This is a genomic window from Lichenicola cladoniae (assembly GCF_013201075.1).
Taxonomy (GTDB): domain Bacteria; phylum Pseudomonadota; class Alphaproteobacteria; order Acetobacterales; family Acetobacteraceae; genus Lichenicola; species Lichenicola cladoniae.
This window is the reverse complement of record NZ_CP053709.1, coordinates 114,528-131,234: the sequence shown is the minus strand read 5'-3', so window position 1 is coordinate 131,234 and position 16,707 is coordinate 114,528. Positions and strand designations below refer to the sequence as shown.

Below are 16,707 nucleotides of genomic sequence, written 5' to 3'. Positions count from 1 at the left end.
CCCATAGGAGGAGAGGACCAGATCAGCGCGATCTTCACACCTGAATGTCAGCAGCCTGCTAGATCATCGCGTCCCGGACAGACACGATGATCCGGTCACGGCCCTCGGCTTTGGCTTGATAGAGTGCTTTATCTGCGCGACCGACCAGCGACTTCCATTCGTCGCGTGCATGCTCATGCGCCATGCCGATGCTGCAGGTTACCTTGATAACCTCGCCATCCACGTCAAACGGCTCGCCGCAGGTCGCGATGTTCAAAAGGTGGATTCGATTGACCTCTGGGACCTGTTCAGCCTCGATCACGATCAGGATCTCCTCTCCACCGTAGCGGCCAGCATACTCACCCGGCTTCAACGCCAGCTTCAGGCGACGCCCCATTTCCTTGAGGATTTCGTCACCGGCCAGGTGGCCATAGCGGTCGTTGATTCCCTTGAAGTGGTCAATGTCCAGCAGGCCTATCGCGACCTGGGATGTTCGATCCGCCTGGGCGAGCGTCCTGACGAGCCTGGATTGTATCTCGCCCCGCGTCAGCAGCGTGGTCAGGCTGTCCGTCGCCTGGGCCTCACGGATTTCAGCTGTGCGCAGTTCGACCTCGCGCTTGAGTGCCTGCCTCTGCTGGACAAGAAGGCGGACCCTCAGCCGCAAGACGCAGTAGGCGGAACCTGCTCCGGCCAGGAGATAGAGGGCCAGCAGCGGCCACCAGAGCCACCACGGCTTCCTGATGCGCAGCAGGACGGATACGGGTGCCGAAACCTGATGCGCCAGCGGGTCGTAGGCAACGAGCTCGAACCGGTGATGTCCCGGGGGAACCGAGGGATAGCGGGCGTAGCCGCTCGCGGTGTCAGCCCATCCTTTGTCGACACCATCAAGGCGATAACGAAAGCGGACGATACTGCCCGCGCGGAAGTTGAGCACGCCGAACTGGATGAAGAAGGCATCCCGCGTGTAGGGCACCGCCTGCTCGCGGAAAGCCGTTTCGCCGACGGTGACGGAAGTGATGACCGGCTTCAGGCTTTCCTTCATGAACAGCTGCATCGGATCGAGCAGGTGCGACAGTCCGTGGCTGGTAGCGATCCACATCGAGCCGTCGCTATCCTCCAGCAGGCCACCTTGGTCCAGATCATCCCAGATCAGGCCATCCGCAGTGGTGGCGGACGCCCAGCGCCGACCGTTGAAGACCGAAACTCCGTTGTCGGTCCCGGCCCACAGCCAGCCCCGGCTGTCGACCAGCAGCGAGACAATGCTGTTGGAAATAACGTCGGGTGGCTGGAACCGGGTGCTCGACACGATCCTGTCGCTGTCCAGCTGCAGCCGGTAGAGCCCGCCGCCGGCCCCTGCGACCCAGACCACTCCCGCCGGTCCGGCCGTCAGCGTCAGCGGCTCGAAGTCGGCCTGCTGCCAATGTAGAGGAATAGAGACGATCGAGCCGTCGGCGTGGCGGTGCAATAAATCCTGGCCGCGAAGCACCCAGAGGCTGTCGTCGGGAGCGACAACCGCCGTCGTCACGGACCCCGACAGGCCGGCGATCGGCTGTGGCGCCGTCGGTGCGGGAGCGCTGTCGACGATGTAGACGCCCTTCTCTGTGATGAACCAGAGCCGGGCCTTCGATCCATGCAGGATCTGGCTGACCTGCGGCAGCGGATATGTGCTGATCTGCCCGGTAGTGAGCGTGATGCAGGCGACGGCGGCCGACCCGACGGACCGCCAAAGGTGGCCGAACGCATCCAGCGCGATCGAGAATGCCGCCTTGTCGTAGTGCCGATGTGCCAGAGTCACCCCCGGCGGCCCGCCGATCGCGTCGATGCCGCCGTCAGAAGCAACCCAGAGCGGCCCGTTCGGCTGGCGAGCAATTTGCCAGAGCACGTCGTCGGCCAAGCCGTCGTGGTGGTCCAGGTTCTCCCACATGCCATAGCCAAGGGCTCGCATAAGCCCGCGTCCGAGTACGGCGAGCCATAGATCGCCCTGGCGGTCGAACATCAACGTCAGGATCGGCACCTGCGGCAGGCCGTTTTCGGTGGTGAGCGTCTTCCAGCCGGTGGGGCCGCGGATCATGAGGCCGGTGGAGGACTGAGTCAGCAGCCGACCGGACGGTGTCAGCGCCAACAAAAGGCTCTGTGGGTAGTTCGCGTAACGTCCGCCTTGGTCAGGCAGCAGCGACACGTCAACATGGCCCGTCCTGGGATCGATGTCTGCCAGACGGGAGGCGGAGCGTGCCAGAACGTGACCGTCCTTCGTCAGCAGCAGTGCCACCCAGCTGTCGGACGGCAGACCCTCAGCGGGACCGAAACAGCGCGCCGAGGTTGTGCCGAATCCGCAGATCGACTCGTCCGATCGAACCACCCAGAGGGTTGAGTCGCGGGCGGCGAGAGGGGACGGGTCTTGTAACGGAACCCCTGATTGCCGGAGGAACCCATCGGCGAACTCCACCAGGGGCCGTCCACTGCTGGTGTCGGTCCGGACGCGATACAGACTCCCTTGGCCGGCGAAAACAGCGCCGCCGTTCCAAGAGACTATTCCGCCCGCGCTGTCGCTAGGGATCGGCCCAACCCGTGAGATGGCGGCCTCAAAGGTCAGGGCGGTTGGCGGGGTGTGGGGTCCGATGGGTGCGGTTGAAACAAAGATGCTGTGTGGGTAGCGAACGATCAGCCGACCGCGCGTATCAAATGTGAGGCCGCTGGCGATGCCGCCGTCCGGCAGCCCCTGCTTCGGACCGAAGTTGAAAAAGCGCCGCCCGTCATAGACATAGAGCCCATGCTCGGTGCAGGCGAAGACGTAGCCAGACCGGTCCTGGTGCAGGCAAGAGAACCAGGAGTTCGTAAGCCCTTCCGCCTTGCCATAGGACTGGAACGCGATCTGTTGGGCCACTGCCCGACTGCCAGAGTAGCCCCAGAGCAAAAGGCTGAGCAGGAAGACGAGTTTGTAGCTATAGCGGGCCATATGGAAAGCGAGGACCATCCGCATCAACAGTTTTCACCCGGCGCTCAAATATAAGACAATTCGACGGCGACGATCTCATTGGAAGAGCTAGAGTATCCACTGCATCAGGATTGAGAAAGCGCCTTCTCACCTTTCGGCGAGAAGGCGCAGTTCAAACGACGGGTTATGGTTGGTCCAGGGGTGCGATGAGACTTCAGCCCCAGTGATGAAAGATCGACGGATCGATATCGGCGACTGTCACGGTCGCGTCCACGTTCGGCCAATGATGAAAGATCTTAGGATCTGCGTCCGCCACCGTTGTCGCCGCTTGAGGCCAGTGGTGGAAGATCGCGGGATCAACGTCGGCGACAGTCGTGGTCGCGTGCACGTTCGGCCAATGATGGAAGATCTTAGGATCAATGTCGGCGAGACGGAAGGCCTGGTGTATACTTGCCTCATGGCTTGTCGGAGGAACCGACGATCCGGAAAGCAGTAGCCCCCCAGCAATCGTCAGCGACGCGCTAAGTGCTTGAAAGAATAATACGGTTCTGGCGGTCATAGTCCGAGTCCTTGTGCGGCTGCGGACCTGATGTCCGAGCCAAAGCAAGGTATAGACTATCGCGGGCCTGGATCGGTGGCGGCACGATGTGCTACCGCGCCGAAAACCTCTGGGTAGTGGCTGTGGCGGCGAACGCCTAATGTTCATCGGGCACTTTACAGGCGGGTGACACGATCAATTCGTGCATAGATCAAGTAGCTTAAGTTGTTTTAGGGGAACGCCAAAAAACACTGCCCGACGATCTTTCGTCCGGCAGGATCCTGATTAGATGCCAAAACGCTTCGTTGTCGTTTCAGCAGCTGCGATCGTCGGGTCGACAACTTCAACTTCCTCACGACGCAGAGTGTCGTGAACCGTTCGGCCGACTCGTCAACATCCTTCTGCACCACGACGTCCTGGACCACGTGGGCCGATTTCGAAACGAAAGCTTCCTCGCCAGTCTCTGCCACGCTGACCTCGCAGGCAGCGAAAGTATCGGCGTCAAATTCGGCGTTCGCCGTCTCCGAGGTGCGGGAGCCGTGAAATATGCATTATAATGCGCATGGCGCTCCTCAAGATCGCCACGCTCGTGATGCCTATAAATTTGTCGACATCGCCGGCATCAGCCCGAAGAAGGCCGCCATCAAGAATTGCGTCCAAGCCCTCGAGACCTTTGGCGGCTTTCGAACCGGCATTGTATGCGCTTATCAAAAGCTCTCATCATGGTAACGCTGTTGCGAACCGCGGGGCGGGCAGGATTGAAGATGCGGCATTTACTTCGTCAAATAAACCATCTTCGGAAGGTGCTCAGTACATCCTTGGTTTCTGCGAGCGAAAACCGCCCACCGTTTGATTTCGCTCACGAGTGATTGTGAACTTCTACTGGACATAATATCGTTCCTTTCGAACTAGGAAGATCCTGCATCAGGCATTGTGAACTAATCAGGCCACGGCAAGAGGCGAGCCTGTGCCGCGATTGACCTTCATCCGACATCATCCGGATCGCTTTGTCGCTGCATAAGCCGATGGCGCCCGTTTCGCGTCTGTCGTTGTTCGTGTCAGCCGCCCGACCGGCGGCCTCCACTCACCACGCTGCCGCGCCGTCCAGGCGTAGCGCGGGTCGTCATCGAGCAGGTGCAGATGCTCCTGCAACTGGTTGCGCTCGAGCCAGCCGATTGCCGCCTCCAGCTCCGCCAGCGTCATCTGCGCCCGGTTCTTGTTGCCGGTCATGCGCTTCAGCACCGCGTTGTAGCGGTGGTAGAGCCCGGGACCCGCCGTGCCGCCCTTGAAGCCAGCACGACCGGCTTCGTCTTCGACCGCCTGTGCCGCCACCATCTCCCCCAACCGGGCCCGCAGACGCCGCTCGGCCACTGACGGCGCTTCCAGCAGCTCCGCCTGCGCCGCCTCCTGCTCGGGACGCTTCAGGGCCAGCTCCGGTCCAGGCCGCAGCGTGTCGAAGCGCAGCGCCAGCGCGTTGCTGTCCAGCGGCGTGATGCCCTCCCGCGCCGGCGGCAGCTGGTCGAGCAGCCACAAGGGCAGGGCGCTCTGCTTTCGCTTGGCTTTCGGCCGCGCCAGCGTGCCCTGCTCATACTCCATCCGCCGGCGGAATAGCGCGAACAGTGGATCATCGGGGTGGAACACCAGCGCCTGCTGCGTCTCGTAGGGACCGGCATGTGGATCCACCCGGGTGGCGCGCGCCACCATCTGCTCCAGCCAGGCGCGCGAGCGGATGTGGGTGAGGGCGGCTACCACCGCCACGTCCGGTGCATCCAGGCCTTCATAGGCCATGGCCACCGTGACCAGGATCGACGGCTCCGGCCTGAGCCGGAAGCTGGCCAGGATCTGGTGCGCCCGCGGCGTGTCCGACGTGGCCAGCTGCGCTGTCTCCTCTGCCTGGGCGGCCGGGATCCAGCGCCGTATCACGCCGAGATAGTGCTTGGCCATCGCCTGATCCGGCGCCACCACCAGCAGCTTGCCCAGTCCGCGGGCCGCGGCACCCGGTTGGAGGTCTCGCTCCTGCCGCCGTCGGGCGCGGACGTCGCGAATGGCGATGAACGCCTCGTGCAGCAGGGTCTCGGCAAAGCCGGTGCGGAGTGCTGTGAACAGGGCGGGGCGGGTGGTCTCGTCCGGATGCAGGTTGGCCAGCCGGTGCGGGCCGATCTCGGTGTCATCCTCGTCCCGCCAGCGGGCCTCGCCATCCAGCGCGCCGAAGGTCACCGGCAGCACAGCGCGCTCGAGCAGGGCCTGGGCACGGGAGTAGCCGATCACCGCCCAGCCAGGGGCGTCGAGCTCGATCTCGCGGGTGCGCGCCTTCACCCCCTTGCGGTAGGGCAGCCACAGGATCGCCTTGCCGTCCGCCCGCTCCAGCGTGCCGGACAGCAGCAGCCGGACCGTCGCGCACTCCAGCAGCGGCAGAATCGCCTGCGACCAGGCGCTGGCCTGCTCCTCGTCCGTTCCGGCTGCACGTGCTGCCGCATCCGGATCGGTGTCGGCCAGGGCCGGCAGGTGATGCACCTCGTCCACCACGAGCAGGGTCCGATACCGGCGCATCTCGCGCAGGTGCAGGTCAGGGGCGGCGGCCACACCCTGGTAGGTGGTGATGTAGCCAGCCAGGCCGCGGCTGGGATCAGCGGTGTTGTCGGCCGCTCGCACCGACAGGCGGTGTCCGAGAACACTTCGCCAGACCGGATCGGTGAACGCTTCCTCGGCCTGCAGGCGCAGGCTGTCGCGCGGCACGATCCAGCAGACGCGCTCGATGAGGCCGGCCTCGATCAGCCGAGCCGCGGCGATCACCGGCAGCAGCGACTTGCCGCCGCCGGGCGTGACCGCGGCCAGGATGTCGCGTGCGGTGGTCTCCCCGGCTGCCATCGCCGCCACCAGATTGGCCAGACGCTGCTGATGGGTGCGGAGTGGCCGGGACGACGTCATCGGCGGAATCTTGAGTCACGCAGACTCCGCTGTCCAGGCCGACCACGTTGGCCTGCTTCCTGTTCAGGTCGACGGCGCGGCCTGGCTCACTGGATCAAGGCCGGTGCCGGCCGGCGCAAAACGGTCAGACGGCCTTCTTGAGTTTCGGGCTGGCTTTGAAGCGGACGGTCTTGCCGGCCTTGACCTTGACCGGCTCTCCGGTGCGCGGGTTTAGCGCCTTGCGCGCCTTGGTCTTCCTGACGGTGAAGGTGCCGAACGAGGGCAGGGTGAAGCCGCCCTCCTTTTTCATTTCCGAGACGATCGCCGCGATCAGCTCGGCAGCTGCCAGGTTGGCGGCGACGCCGGTGCAGCCGGTCGAATCCTGCAACGTCGCTGCGATAAAAGCTTTGCTCATCTGTCTGGTGTTCTGATGCAAAAGTCGCTGATAGAAGCTTGACCCACGACGATCAAGTTAACACCTTCAACCAGGCACCGCATCTTTCCCTGTCTGAGCCACCGCGGCTGACACCATGGAACGTCTGGCAAGAAGCTAAAGAAAAAGGGGAATGGCTTGATGCCACTCCCCTTTGCCAACGGTCCTAGGGAATTACCGCTGGTCGTCATCGTGCCCGATCAGATATCGGCGTCGGCACTTTCCGATGTGCTGTCAGCGGCCGATGCCGGCATCTCTGACTTCTTCTTAGTTGCACGGCGTGGCTTCGCGATCGGCGTCGGTGCCTCGGCAACGGCTTTTGCACGTCGCGTCTTCTTCACGGCGGCTTCCACAGGAGCTGCGGCTGGCTTGGCAGTGGATAGTTTGGCAGCCTGCTTCATCTCAGCGCCCTGCTTGCGCAGCCGGTCGATGGTTCGCTCCAACTTGATGACGTGAGCTTCGAGCTCGGCCTTGTTGAGTTTCGGTGCAGCCGGCGCGCTCTTGCGCACGGCGGCGCGCTTTACGGCCGCGGGTGCCTTGGCTTTGCTTGTCGCGCGCACGCCGTTCTTCGAGCCGGGCGGTCGGCCACGCGGCTTCTTTGCCGCATCTGTCGGAGTAATCTTTTTAGAGGAGCTTGTTGAGGTCGCGGTGCGAGCCATGGATGATTCCGGTTCTCGAAGGTGAAGCGAGCGATTCGCAGGAAGGGTCGCAAACCATGCTAAATCCGAAGCAACAATAAACAAAGCATTACCATTAATTATGACGAAACGTTCTCGTGCACCCTACGGTTCTGCCTGTTGCCGCCGTTCGATCTCTCGACGTCCGCAATAGATCACGTCCGCATCCATTTCGGTCTGCCGGACGAGCCATTGCAGATAATCGAGCGGAAGCTCCGGCCAGGATGTCCCGTGATGCTTGCCGAACGGCATCAAGGGCAGCAGCTTTGGCTGGCTGGTCCAATCGACCATCTGCTCGATGCTGGCCAGCGCCAACATCCGGAGCAGCAGATGCGCGGTGACATAGCGTCGGGGCCGGCACGATGCGGCGGCATCGCCAGACCTGCATCAAGCGGCAGCCCGAGCCAGTAGCGCAGCACCTGGTTGGAATGCTTTGGTGCGTCCGGCCACAGCCGCAGCGCCACCTTGTAGGTGCAGATCCAGGGCAGGGCGTCGGTGTGCAGGACGTCGACGAACAGCTGCTCGAAGGCGCAGTTGTGTGCCACCAGAACATCCGGCGGATTACCGGCCCACACCGCCAGCCGCAGCCGTTCGCCGGTGCACACCGGGGTGTCCGCATTAAAATCGTGCTCGGTGATGTGATGCACCGCCATCGTTTCCGGCGGGATGCCGTGCAACGGCCGGTACAGCCGCGTCATCGGCCGGTCGATCTGCCAGGAGCCCGTGCTGTCGTGCAGGTCGACCCGGCCGAACTCGATGATCTCGGCCGGCGGCGCCGTGCCGGTGGTCTCGATGTCGATGACGCGCAGCCGCATCACAGTTGAGCCTGAAAGGCTGCGGTGTCGACGAACAGCGGCTGCGCCCGCATGTCCACCTGCACGTCCGCGCTCTCGAGGGTCGCCAGCAGCCAAGGCTGCGGCAGCCGCAGATACCGCACGAGCAGTTGCACGTAGATCCCGGCAAACACCGGGCCGTGCTGATCCGAGTGTCCGTCATGGGTGCTGGTCAGGGCATGCGCCAACTCGTGCAGCAGGCACCAGGACGGCGTCTGCGCGGGCAGACGGAGGGTAAGGCGGGATCCATCCGCCATCCGCGTCGTCGCCTGTTTCGGCAGAGGCTCGACGCGCGGCGGATAGCGCAGACCCAGCTCAGACCAGATCGCGTCCACCATTCCTTGAGCCGCGCCGTAGGCGATCAGGCTGGGATCGCGTGGCACGACCATCTCATCCTCCCACGCATAGACCCGGCTGCGCTGTTCATCGCGTCCCGTCATCATGCCAGACGGTTCTGGTCGTCCTGCTCAACCGGCCGCCTGAGGTTGACCCGCTCTCCGGCCAGGCGCCCGACGCGGAAGGCGGTGTCGTTGTGCAGCGTCAGGCCCGGCATGGCCCGCAACCTCGGCCCACTGGCTCGAAAGGCTGCCTCTACGACCTGGTGCCGCACGATCGTCAGGGCTGAGCCGGTCGGACGCTGCGTGGCCACGCTCGCCTCCCGATCATCGTGCATGTCCACCAACCGCTCGGCGATCCGCGCCGCCATGCCCAGCTGGAAGCTCGAGGTGGCGCGACTCAAGGCAGTGCCGGCAAGCGCTGGCCTCGCGGATCGGAAGGTCTGGCTGTCGCTGTGGATGGCGCGCTCGATCACGGCGTAGAGGTAGGCCGCCAGAGCAGTGTCGGTCGCAAAGCCGAAAAACACGTAGGACGGTGGACTTCTGTCACGCGACAGCCAGACTTTGCAGTCGCAGAACGCTGCAATCGCCGGCACGCAAGCATCGATCGGCCGGCGACGGATCCCGCGCAGCGGCACCTCGATCCGTATGCAGGGCTCATCGCGGATGTCGATCTCTTCCATGCTGAGCGCGTAGCGCTCGAGCAGCCGTCCCACCATGTCGGCTGCCGCCATAGCCTCGGCCTCGGTGCAGCCGCGGGCGATCGTCCACTCGGTGAGCGCCTTGATCCGCGCCTTGACCCGAACGAGTTCAGTGTCCTGGCTCAAGCGTGTGGTCGTTGTGGCGTCAGCTCAGACACAATCATGACCCGTCCTGCGCGTCCGGCTTACGGCCGAGGCCGCTTTCCCGGGCAAGTGCGCTCCGGCGCTTTGCGTAGTTCGGTGCCACCATTGGATACTCCTGTGGCAGATTCCACCGCTCGCGATACTGCGCGGGTGTCGTGCCATAAGATGATTGCAGGTGACGCTTCAGCATCTTGAGCTTCTTGCCGTCCTCGAGGCAGACGATGTAATCGGGGAAAACGCTCTTCTTGATCGGGACGGCAGGCGTCGGAGCCTCGGGACCAACGGCTGCAACGTCCTCTGGCCGCCCGCCGACCTCGCTCAGTGCCGCGTAAACCTTCTGGATCAGCGTCGGCAGATCCTCCGCTGACACAGTGTTCATGGCGCAGTGCGCGCTAACAATCTGGGTGGTTAATTCCAGAAGAGATGCGGAAGATTCTGTCAAGATAGTTCCATCTGCATTTTCGGATTCTGTTCTAAGGTCGTATTACATTGGCCGTAAAGATGACTACCGCCTACGACCCACTGGAGATAGCGCAGCACATGCGTCTGCGCAGTTGGTAGATCTCTCCTCTGGGCTTGTCTTGCGGTGGCAACGCCTGGTTCAGCTTCAAGCTCGGCTGACGAATTCATCCAGTGCTCGAATAACCTTATCCTGATCGACTTCGGCCAGCGTTTCCAACGCCTCCCTGAGACGGAAGCTGGGTACGGTCGCAATGTTGAAAGGGTTTGCATAAACCAAGTGCCCCTGGACAATCAATGTAGCAGCAATATAGAGATGTCACCCCTCTGCCAGATACAGATGGCACCCTCCCGCACCTGGGGCATGCAGGAGCTGGTCCGTGGTGATGGTCTCGATGAGCAAGCTGGAATTCGATCGGCTCGAGGTGTTGCTGGGTGTGCAGTCCGGCCGACTTCGCGTTGAGGATGCCTGCACCCTGATGGGCTTGAGCCGACGGCAGGTGTTCCGCCTGCTGCAGGGCTTGCGGGATGATGGCGCTCCGAGCTTGGTATCGCGGCGCCGGGGCCGCCCGAGCAACCACCGGCTGCCGGACGCAGTCCGCCAGCTGGCGGTGACGCTGGTGCGCGAGCGCTACTGTGATTTCGGGCCGACGCTGGCGGCGGAGAAATTGGCTGAGCTGCACGGGTGCAAGGTGTCGCGGGAGACGGTGCGCCAGTGGATGATGGCTGACGGGATCTGGACCGACCGGCGACACCGCCTACCCTCGCCGCACCAGCCGCGACGGCGACGAGATTGCCTGGGCGAGTTGATCCAGATCGACGGCTCGGAGCATGCCTGGTTCGAGAACCGTGGGCCAACCTGCACCTTGCTTGCCTTCGTCGATGACGCGACTAGCCGGCTCATGCTGCTGCGCTTCGTGGTGAGTGAGTCGGCGTTCTCGTATTTCACCGCGACCCGCGCCTACGTCGAGGCGCATGGCAAGCCGGTTGCGTTCTACTCCGACAAGCACGGCATCTTTCGCGTCAACCGCAAGACGGCGACAGGCGACGAGATCACGCAGTTCGGTCGCGGCCTGTGTGCACTGAACATCGACATCATCTGCGCCAACAGCCCGCAGGCCAAGGGACGCGTGGAGCGAGCGTTCGGCACGTTGCAGGATCGGCTGGTCAAGGAGCTGCGGCTGGCTGGGATCGGCACGATGGAGACCGCGAACGCCTGGTTGCCGGGCTTCATCGCATCCTACAACGCGCGCTTCGCGCGGTCGCCTGCCAATGCGAAGGATCTGCACCGGCCCGCCCCTGCTGATGACGTGCTCGACGAGGCCCTGGCATGGCGGGAGGTGCGTGCGGTCTCAGCCAACCTGACGCTGCACTACGATCGCATGATGCTGATCCTGGAGCCGACGCCGCAGACGAGAGCTCTGGCACGCAAACAGGTTGAGGTCGTGAACTACCCGGACGGCCGGTTCGCGGTCCGTCATGCGGGCGTGGATTTGGCGTTTCGGCTGTTCGACAAGTTTGCCGTCGTGAGACCTGGCGAGATCATCGAGAACAAGCGGCTTGGTGAAGCACTGGCGTATGTGCAAGCGCAGCAGGCGGCATATCCCACAAACCAGCGGCGTGGTGCGACAGGTCGAGCCCGACCGCCCAACAACCTGGAGGCGCCGGGCGTGCCAACCCGCAACAGCATCCGCAGCGGTGCCATCTCTACTTTGCAGGCTGAGTGATATCTCTACCTTGCGCCGACACCCAACTATAGGCGGCCGAATGCTATCTCGAAGCGCTGTTTTAAAGCTATTCAGTAAGTTAGAGTCCAGCGGATCGTCTGACAGGTTCGCGTTACGAGCACCCCACCCTTGCTATCCGCTAACCGGGCCAACAACGTCAATACAGCCTGCTGAGGAGCGGCCCAGCCATCGCTACAGTGGCCAGCCCTATGAAGCCGGTGGGTTCAAGCGAGTATCAAGAGCAAATGGCTCTTGGGTAGCGAGTGAATACATCCCGGCTGCACGACTTGCGATGAACACAAGGTTCCAACTGTGCATAGATACTGAACTCGGAAAAAGTACGAAAGCATATCGGGCCAAAAGGTCGCTTCCGAAGTCCTGCTGCGATGCCCCGGGCGTCCCTGGGCGCAGCCAGTTACCGTTGGGAACTTCATCGGGTTGCACAACGTGCACTTGCCCTGGATTAGTGAGCACAACAGACGTCAGCATATGCGGGACAGCATCAAGCGCCCGGAAACCTTTGTGCACGGCTACCTCCAGGATCGCCGTGCCCGGATCCAACGAACAGTAGACTGCCCGGATCCCCTTTCGATTCCATCGCCCCCCGAAAAGGAAGGCACCCTCCCCTACATCCCAGGTTGCTGCGAAGCGTGCGTCGTCAAGTCTCCACGCAGAAATGCCGCCCGAACCAAGCGGAACGGGCAGCGGGGTCACGTGTAGACTCCGTACTCAAGACGGCCAAGAAGATCCTCGACAATCTCGACGCCAGCAGAAGTCGACAACAGGTCGATTGGCCTCCGGCCGTCTAAAGCAAGTGCTTCTTGCTCCAGCCAGCTTTCGGCCGCTTCCTTTGATCCCAGAACTTCCATTGCCCGGGCGATGATCTCAGCAAACTTCCATGCTCTTCCACTCTGTTCCAGGCTGAGAAAACCAGTGGGAGTCGCTCGGCGCCTTTGCATCGTGCGCACGCTCATCCCGACCGCATTCACGAATGAAGTAGAGATTCGGACCCGACCAAGCTGTCCAAATAGGTGCACGATGGCTTCGCTTGGGATCCCCTTCACGATCAAGTCGTGTGCATCCATCAGGCTTTCTACGTTGAACTGGAGGATCTCCAACCCCCCAAGCAAGTCGGCTGCACGATGAATCTTGGTTTCGTCGCGGGGAGTGGTAGTGAGCATGATTAGCCTACCTAACGTCAGGTGACGCCCAACATATGACACATGACGCACAGAATTCAAGGCTCGGTGGCGTTCGGCCACCAGCAGGTCATCAGGCAGACGCACATTGCCGGCGTGAGACTGTCCGCGACTGCACTGACAACAGCGTGCCGGTAGTCGACAGGGCGGCAGGAGAGGAGCGGCCGGCGCATGTATTTGTCGCAGTGCTGGGTTCGTCGAACTACACCTACGTGGCATCTCGCTGGAGCAAGGAGCTCGCCGACTGGATGGCGCGCACGTCAACGCGCAGACGTTCCTGGGGGGTGCCGAAGCGCCTGGTTTGCGACAACCTACGCTGTGGCGTCACGGCCACCTATCGCCACGAGCCCGGGATCAACCACACCTGCCAGGAGATGGCGGCGCACTACAGCACGGCGGTGCTGCCATCCGTGTCCGCCATCCACGCGATGAGGCCAAATCGAACCGCGGTTCGGGTGCGAGCATTCACCGGCTCGTCGGGAGCTCCATTCTGCGATCCAAAGCATGACGCCGACAAAGAAGATAGGCGTGAGATGCACCTGAATTTCCTGCTCGCGAGCAATACGGTTTTCTTTACGATGTCCGGTTCTGGAGTTCCGCCAGCTTTGCTGAGCCGCTGCGCCTGGCGTGCTGCCGGGCCGTGTATCGCGCCACCATCTCCGGCGACTTCCATCCACCGGCTTGCATGATCGCCGGAAGTTCGATGCGATCGCTCGCTGCCATATCCTGACTGGCGCCAACGCGGGTGCTGTGGGCGCTGATCGCCGCTACGGTCTCGATTGGCAGGCCGGCCGCGGTTGCCATTTCCTTGTAGACCCGGGTTACCTCCATCGGGACCAGCGCGCCGCCGACCCTTCCGCCCTTCAGCACCGCGCGCAGCAGGAAGCCGTCTTCGATCCCAGCTTTGCCGATCCATTCCGTCACCAAGCGCATGGTGTCCGGTGCGAGATAGCGGATGGAGCCGGCACTCATCTGGTCTGTCTTGGACCCGCAGATGTTGATCGTTCCGTCGCGAGCGGTGCCGTGCCGCAGATCCTCCACGCGCAGCGCCACCAGTTCCGACCGGCGGGCCAGCGTGTCGTAGCCGACGGCCAGCACGACCCGGTTGCGCAAATCCCGCAGCGTGTCGCCACTTGAGTGCATCATCTTGTCGACGAGGCGCCGGGTCAGACCCTCGGCTTGCCGCTGGGCGCTGCCGAGCGTCTTGCCCATCCGCTTGAGGACAAGCTTCACCTCGCTCCGTTCGCACGGGTTCGGCACGTCGGCCGCCCGGTGCAGGTGCGAGATGCTGGACACGTAGCGGCGGATGGTCGCCGGCTTCTTGGTCAGCGCCTGGTCGTCGATGAAGGTGGCCACCGTCGATGGCTCGGCCGGTAGCGCCAGAAGGGCCCGGCTGGAGCACCACTCGGTGAAGACGGCGCTGTCGCTGCGAAGCGCCCGTTCGGTCGTGACCGAGAACGCGCCGTGAGCAGCCTGCCGGTATGCTTCGAGGTTCCGCTCGATCAGTGCCGCCATGTCGGTGATAACGACCTCACCACCGCCGGAGACCGTCTGCCTGACCGTGACAGCTCGGTTTGGTCTGGAGAGGTCCATCTGACTGCCCATACGTCCCAGCGGGGTCAATTCCCGCGCCAAGGGCATTCTAAAGCAGACCCCCGTTCCTGGGCAAATCTATGCGCGATAAAAGCTATTATCAGCCACGGCAGTGGGTCCGCTTAACAGGCGGGCCCTTTGTCATTCTTCAAGCGTATCGGGGGTCTGGTAGATGCCGTAATGGGCTGGCACCGGGGCTGACGAGTGGTGCTGGTCTCTTCAGAGTGGTGGCATGAACGCGCGGATCTGAGCGGTTCGGATCCGGCCATCAGGAGGACGGCCATGGAACATCATGTCGGGATTGACGTGTCGCTGGAGCTGAGCAGCCTGTGCGTGCTTGACGTCACCGGGAAGGTCATCCGGGAGGCGAAGGTCGCGAGCGAGCCGGAGGCGCTGGTCGCGTTCCTGCTCGGCCTGAACCTGACAATCGCGCGCGTTGGCCTGGAGGCTGGCCCGTTATCACAGTGGCTCTATGACGGGTTGCTTGCAGCCGGTCTCGAGCCGGTCTTGCTGGAAACACGACACGTCAAGGCGGCGCTGTCTGCGATGGCGGTGAAGACGGATCGGCGTGATGCTCGCGGGATAGCCCAGCTTCTGCGCATGGGGTGGTATCGGCCAGTGCATCGCAAATCGATGTCATCGCAGGAGATCAGGGCCTTGCTGGGCGCACGCAGTATCCATCCGCCGAGCACCACGGATACGCTTCAGGCGGCTGCGGCAGTCAGCGTTTTTGGCTTTGACCAATTCCATGGCAACAGATCGCCGAGGTCGCGATCGGGTTGATCGGCAATACGGCGCAGGACATCGGCGAGCCAGGCGCGCGGATCGACCCCATTCAGCTTGGCGGTGATGATCAGCGTGTAGACGTCAGCCGCGCGCTCGCCCCCACGATTGGATCCGGCGAACATCCAGGACTTTCGCCCGAGTGCAATTCCTCTGAGGGCACGTTCCGCGGCGTTGTTGGTCAGGCAGATCCTGCCGTCGTCTAGAAACCTGGTGAATGCAGGCCAGCGTTTGAGCATGTAGTCCATTGCCCGGCTGACCTCGTTGTGGCGAGACAGCCGGCTGCGCTCAGTGCGCATCCAGGCTTCCAGCTCTGCGACCAGAGGCACAACCTGCTCTTGTCGTGCGGCGCGCCGCTGTTCGGGCATGAGGCCGTTGATGGTGCGCTCGACGTCGAAGATCAGATCGATCCGGCGCACGGCCTCGATGGCGATCGGCGCCTTGGCCACGTCGGCGAGCACAAAGAATTTCCTCCGGCCGTGTGCCCAGCACGCGGCTTCGGAGATCGCACCTGGCCTGCGCCCGGGCAGGTAGAGCTCGTTGAATCCTGCATAGGCATCGGCCTGCAGAATACCTGCGTACTGCGCCAGGTGTCGGCGTGGATGCTCGCCGCCTCGGTCCGGTGAGTAGAAAAACATCGCCGCTGGTGGCTCCGGACCGCCGAATGGACGGTCGTCGCGGACGTAGGTCCAGAGCCGACCGATGCTCGTCTTGCTCTTGGCCAGTACCGGCACCGTGGTGTCGTCGCCGTGCAGCCGGTCTGCTACCAGCACGTGCTTGCGGATCAACGCCAACAGCGGCGCGAGGGCCGCGGTGCACGCGCCGACCCACCCGCCCAGGGTCGAGACGTCGAGGTGGATGCCCTCCAAGGCGTAGCTCTCGCTCTGCCGGTTCAGCGGCAGGTGCTGGCCGAACTTCGCCTCCAGGATCATGGCCAGCAACTCGGGCCCGGCACGACCCCGGGCGATTGGATGAAACGGTGCCGGCGGCTGGGTGATGCTCTCGCAGGCACGGCAGGAGAACTTCTCGCGCACTGTCTGGATGACCTTCCACTGGCGCGGGATCACCTCGAGTGTCTCCGTGATCGTCTCACCGAGCTTGACCAGCCGGCCGTGGCAGCAGGGACAAAGGGTCGGGCCTGGAACGACGACGCGCTCGCGCGGCAGATGGGCTGGCAGCGGCCCGCGCACCGGCTTTGCCCGGCTCGAACCCGGACGCGGATCCCCAGGTGCTGCTGGCTCGACGTCAGCCTCGGCAGCATTCGCCTCCAGCTCCTCGAGCTGCAGCTCCAACTGGTCGAGCAGCCTGCGACTGCGCTCCGACGTTGGGCCGAACCGGTCGCGCTGCAGCTTTGCGATCAGCAGCTTGAGGTGCGCGATCATCGCCTCCGCACCGGTTGCCCGCGTCTCGGCTGACAACCGGGCCGCGCGCTCAGCAACGAGTGCCGCCCGCAGCATGTCGATA

Annotated in this window: 16 protein-coding genes and 1 pseudogene; 3 read left to right on the top strand and 14 right to left on the bottom strand. The window is 63.2% G+C overall.

The genetic code is table 11. The annotated features are described in order from the left end of the window. Positions 1–58: 58 nt before the first annotated feature. Positions 59–2,959: a ligand-binding sensor domain-containing diguanylate cyclase gene (locus tag HN018_RS22495; protein WP_172443539.1), complete on the bottom strand. Its 2,901-nt coding sequence runs from the start codon at positions 2,957–2,959 to the stop codon at positions 59–61. A 169-nt stretch (positions 2,960–3,128) separates the two neighbouring features. Next, entirely contained in the window at positions 3,129–3,473 is a 345-nt protein-coding gene (locus HN018_RS22490; protein ID WP_171835754.1) for a hypothetical protein, read from the bottom strand. Between the two features lie 525 nt (positions 3,474–3,998). Between HN018_RS22490 and HN018_RS22485 the strand changes: the two genes are divergently transcribed. Beyond that, positions 3,999–4,181 carry a hypothetical protein gene (locus HN018_RS22485; RefSeq protein ID WP_171835755.1) on the top strand — a complete coding sequence of 61 codons (183 nt, stop codon included), beginning with the start codon at positions 3,999–4,001 and terminating at the stop codon, positions 4,179–4,181. Positions 4,182–4,445: 264 nt separating this feature from the next. Here HN018_RS22485 and HN018_RS22480 read toward each other — a convergent pair whose 3' ends face one another. From HN018_RS22480 to HN018_RS22445, 8 genes are all read right to left on the bottom strand, one after another. Further along, complete coding sequence (locus HN018_RS22480; protein ID WP_171835756.1) at positions 4,446–6,380, bottom strand: DEAD/DEAH box helicase; 1,935 nt, start codon at positions 6,378–6,380, stop codon at positions 4,446–4,448. Positions 6,381–6,504: 124 nt separating this feature from the next. Next, positions 6,505–6,774, bottom strand: coding sequence for an HU family DNA-binding protein (locus tag HN018_RS22475; protein ID WP_171835757.1), 270 nt, complete (start codon positions 6,772–6,774; stop codon positions 6,505–6,507). A gap of 218 nt (positions 6,775–6,992) precedes the next feature. Continuing rightward, positions 6,993–7,451: a hypothetical protein gene (locus HN018_RS22470; protein WP_171835758.1), complete on the bottom strand. Its 459-nt coding sequence runs from the start codon at positions 7,449–7,451 to the stop codon at positions 6,993–6,995. A gap of 123 nt (positions 7,452–7,574) precedes the next feature. Continuing rightward, the gene (locus tag HN018_RS29515; protein ID WP_408886830.1) at positions 7,575–7,721 is read right to left on the bottom strand and encodes a putative quorum-sensing-regulated virulence factor; all 147 of its coding nucleotides are present in this window, start codon (positions 7,719–7,721) and stop codon (positions 7,575–7,577) included. After that, positions 7,721–8,284, bottom strand: coding sequence for an exonuclease domain-containing protein (locus HN018_RS22460; RefSeq protein ID WP_172443537.1), 564 nt, complete (start codon positions 8,282–8,284; stop codon positions 7,721–7,723). The genes HN018_RS29515 and HN018_RS22460 overlap by 1 nt, the downstream gene beginning before the upstream one ends. Continuing rightward, positions 8,284–8,745: a SprT-like domain-containing protein gene (locus HN018_RS22455; protein ID WP_239479398.1), complete on the bottom strand. Its 462-nt coding sequence runs from the start codon at positions 8,743–8,745 to the stop codon at positions 8,284–8,286. The genes HN018_RS22460 and HN018_RS22455 overlap by 1 nt, the downstream gene beginning before the upstream one ends. Next, positions 8,742–9,464: a DUF7168 domain-containing protein gene (locus HN018_RS22450; RefSeq protein ID WP_172443536.1), complete on the bottom strand. Its 723-nt coding sequence runs from the start codon at positions 9,462–9,464 to the stop codon at positions 8,742–8,744. Before HN018_RS22450 ends, HN018_RS22455 begins: the two co-directional genes overlap by 4 nt. 34 nt (positions 9,465–9,498) lie before the next feature. Beyond that, the gene (locus tag HN018_RS22445; RefSeq protein ID WP_171837291.1) at positions 9,499–9,924 is read right to left on the bottom strand and encodes a MucR family transcriptional regulator; all 426 of its coding nucleotides are present in this window, start codon (positions 9,922–9,924) and stop codon (positions 9,499–9,501) included. 397 nt (positions 9,925–10,321) lie between these two features. Here HN018_RS22445 and HN018_RS22440 point away from each other — a divergent pair, with 397 nt between their 5' ends. After that, positions 10,322–11,668 (top strand): ISNCY family transposase, encoded by a 1,347-nt coding sequence (locus tag HN018_RS22440; protein WP_408886826.1) that lies wholly within the window; start codon positions 10,322–10,324, stop codon positions 11,666–11,668. Positions 11,669–11,875: 207 nt separating this feature from the next. Here the strand turns inward: HN018_RS22440 and HN018_RS22435 are convergent, their stop codons facing one another. The 3 genes from HN018_RS22435 to HN018_RS22425 form a co-directional block, all read right to left on the bottom strand. Further along, entirely contained in the window at positions 11,876–12,382 is a 507-nt protein-coding gene (locus HN018_RS22435) for an RES family NAD+ phosphorylase (RefSeq protein WP_171837293.1), read from the bottom strand. Further along, the gene (gene parS, locus HN018_RS22430; protein WP_171837294.1) at positions 12,379–12,849 is read right to left on the bottom strand and encodes a type II RES/Xre toxin-antitoxin system antitoxin; all 471 of its coding nucleotides are present in this window, start codon (positions 12,847–12,849) and stop codon (positions 12,379–12,381) included. Before parS ends, HN018_RS22435 begins: the two co-directional genes overlap by 4 nt. A gap of 591 nt (positions 12,850–13,440) precedes the next feature. Further along, a complete protein-coding gene (locus HN018_RS22425; RefSeq protein ID WP_171837295.1) occupies positions 13,441–14,460 on the bottom strand; it encodes a tyrosine-type recombinase/integrase in 1,020 nt (339 codons plus the stop codon). Positions 14,461–14,742: 282 nt separating this feature from the next. On the opposite strand from HN018_RS22425, the pseudogene HN018_RS22420 reads away from it, so the two are divergent. Next, positions 14,743–15,138 (top strand): annotated as a pseudogene (locus tag HN018_RS22420) (IS110 family transposase); the annotation flags it as partial. Positions 15,139–15,164: 26 nt separating this feature from the next. On the opposite strand, the gene tnpC reads toward HN018_RS22420, so the two are convergent. After that, positions 15,165–16,700: an IS66 family transposase gene (tnpC, locus tag HN018_RS22415; protein ID WP_172443560.1), complete on the bottom strand. Its 1,536-nt coding sequence runs from the start codon at positions 16,698–16,700 to the stop codon at positions 15,165–15,167. Positions 16,701–16,707: the final 7 nt, after the last annotated feature.

What these genes read in the sequence shown, in the direction of transcription:
- parS (WP_171837294.1), bottom strand. Translation starts at nt 12,849, where the DNA reads ATGCTCACTACCACTCCCCGCGACGAAACCAAGATTCATCGTGCAGCC.
- HN018_RS22475 (WP_171835757.1), bottom strand. Translation starts at nt 6,774, where the DNA reads ATGAGCAAAGCTTTTATCGCAGCGACGTTGCAGGATTCGACCGGCTGC.
- HN018_RS22455 (WP_239479398.1), bottom strand. Translation starts at nt 8,745, where the DNA reads ATGATGACGGGACGCGATGAACAGCGCAGCCGGGTCTATGCGTGGGAG.
- HN018_RS29515 (WP_408886830.1), bottom strand. Translation starts at nt 7,721, where the DNA reads ATGCCGTTCGGCAAGCATCACGGGACATCCTGGCCGGAGCTTCCGCTC.
- HN018_RS22495 (WP_172443539.1), bottom strand. Translation starts at nt 2,959, where the DNA reads ATGCGGATGGTCCTCGCTTTCCATATGGCCCGCTATAGCTACAAACTC.
- HN018_RS22480 (WP_171835756.1), bottom strand. Translation starts at nt 6,380, where the DNA reads ATGACGTCGTCCCGGCCACTCCGCACCCATCAGCAGCGTCTGGCCAAT.
- HN018_RS22425 (WP_171837295.1), bottom strand. Translation starts at nt 14,460, where the DNA reads ATGGACCTCTCCAGACCAAACCGAGCTGTCACGGTCAGGCAGACGGTC.
- HN018_RS22490 (WP_171835754.1), bottom strand. Translation starts at nt 3,473, where the DNA reads ATGACCGCCAGAACCGTATTATTCTTTCAAGCACTTAGCGCGTCGCTG.
- HN018_RS22485 (WP_171835755.1), top strand. Translation starts at nt 3,999, where the DNA reads ATGCATTATAATGCGCATGGCGCTCCTCAAGATCGCCACGCTCGTGAT.
- HN018_RS22470 (WP_171835758.1), bottom strand. Translation starts at nt 7,451, where the DNA reads ATGGCTCGCACCGCGACCTCAACAAGCTCCTCTAAAAAGATTACTCCG.
- tnpC (WP_172443560.1), bottom strand. Translation starts at nt 16,700, where the DNA reads ATGCTGCGGGCGGCACTCGTTGCTGAGCGCGCGGCCCGGTTGTCAGCC.
- HN018_RS22460 (WP_172443537.1), bottom strand. Translation starts at nt 8,284, where the DNA reads ATGCGGCTGCGCGTCATCGACATCGAGACCACCGGCACGGCGCCGCCG.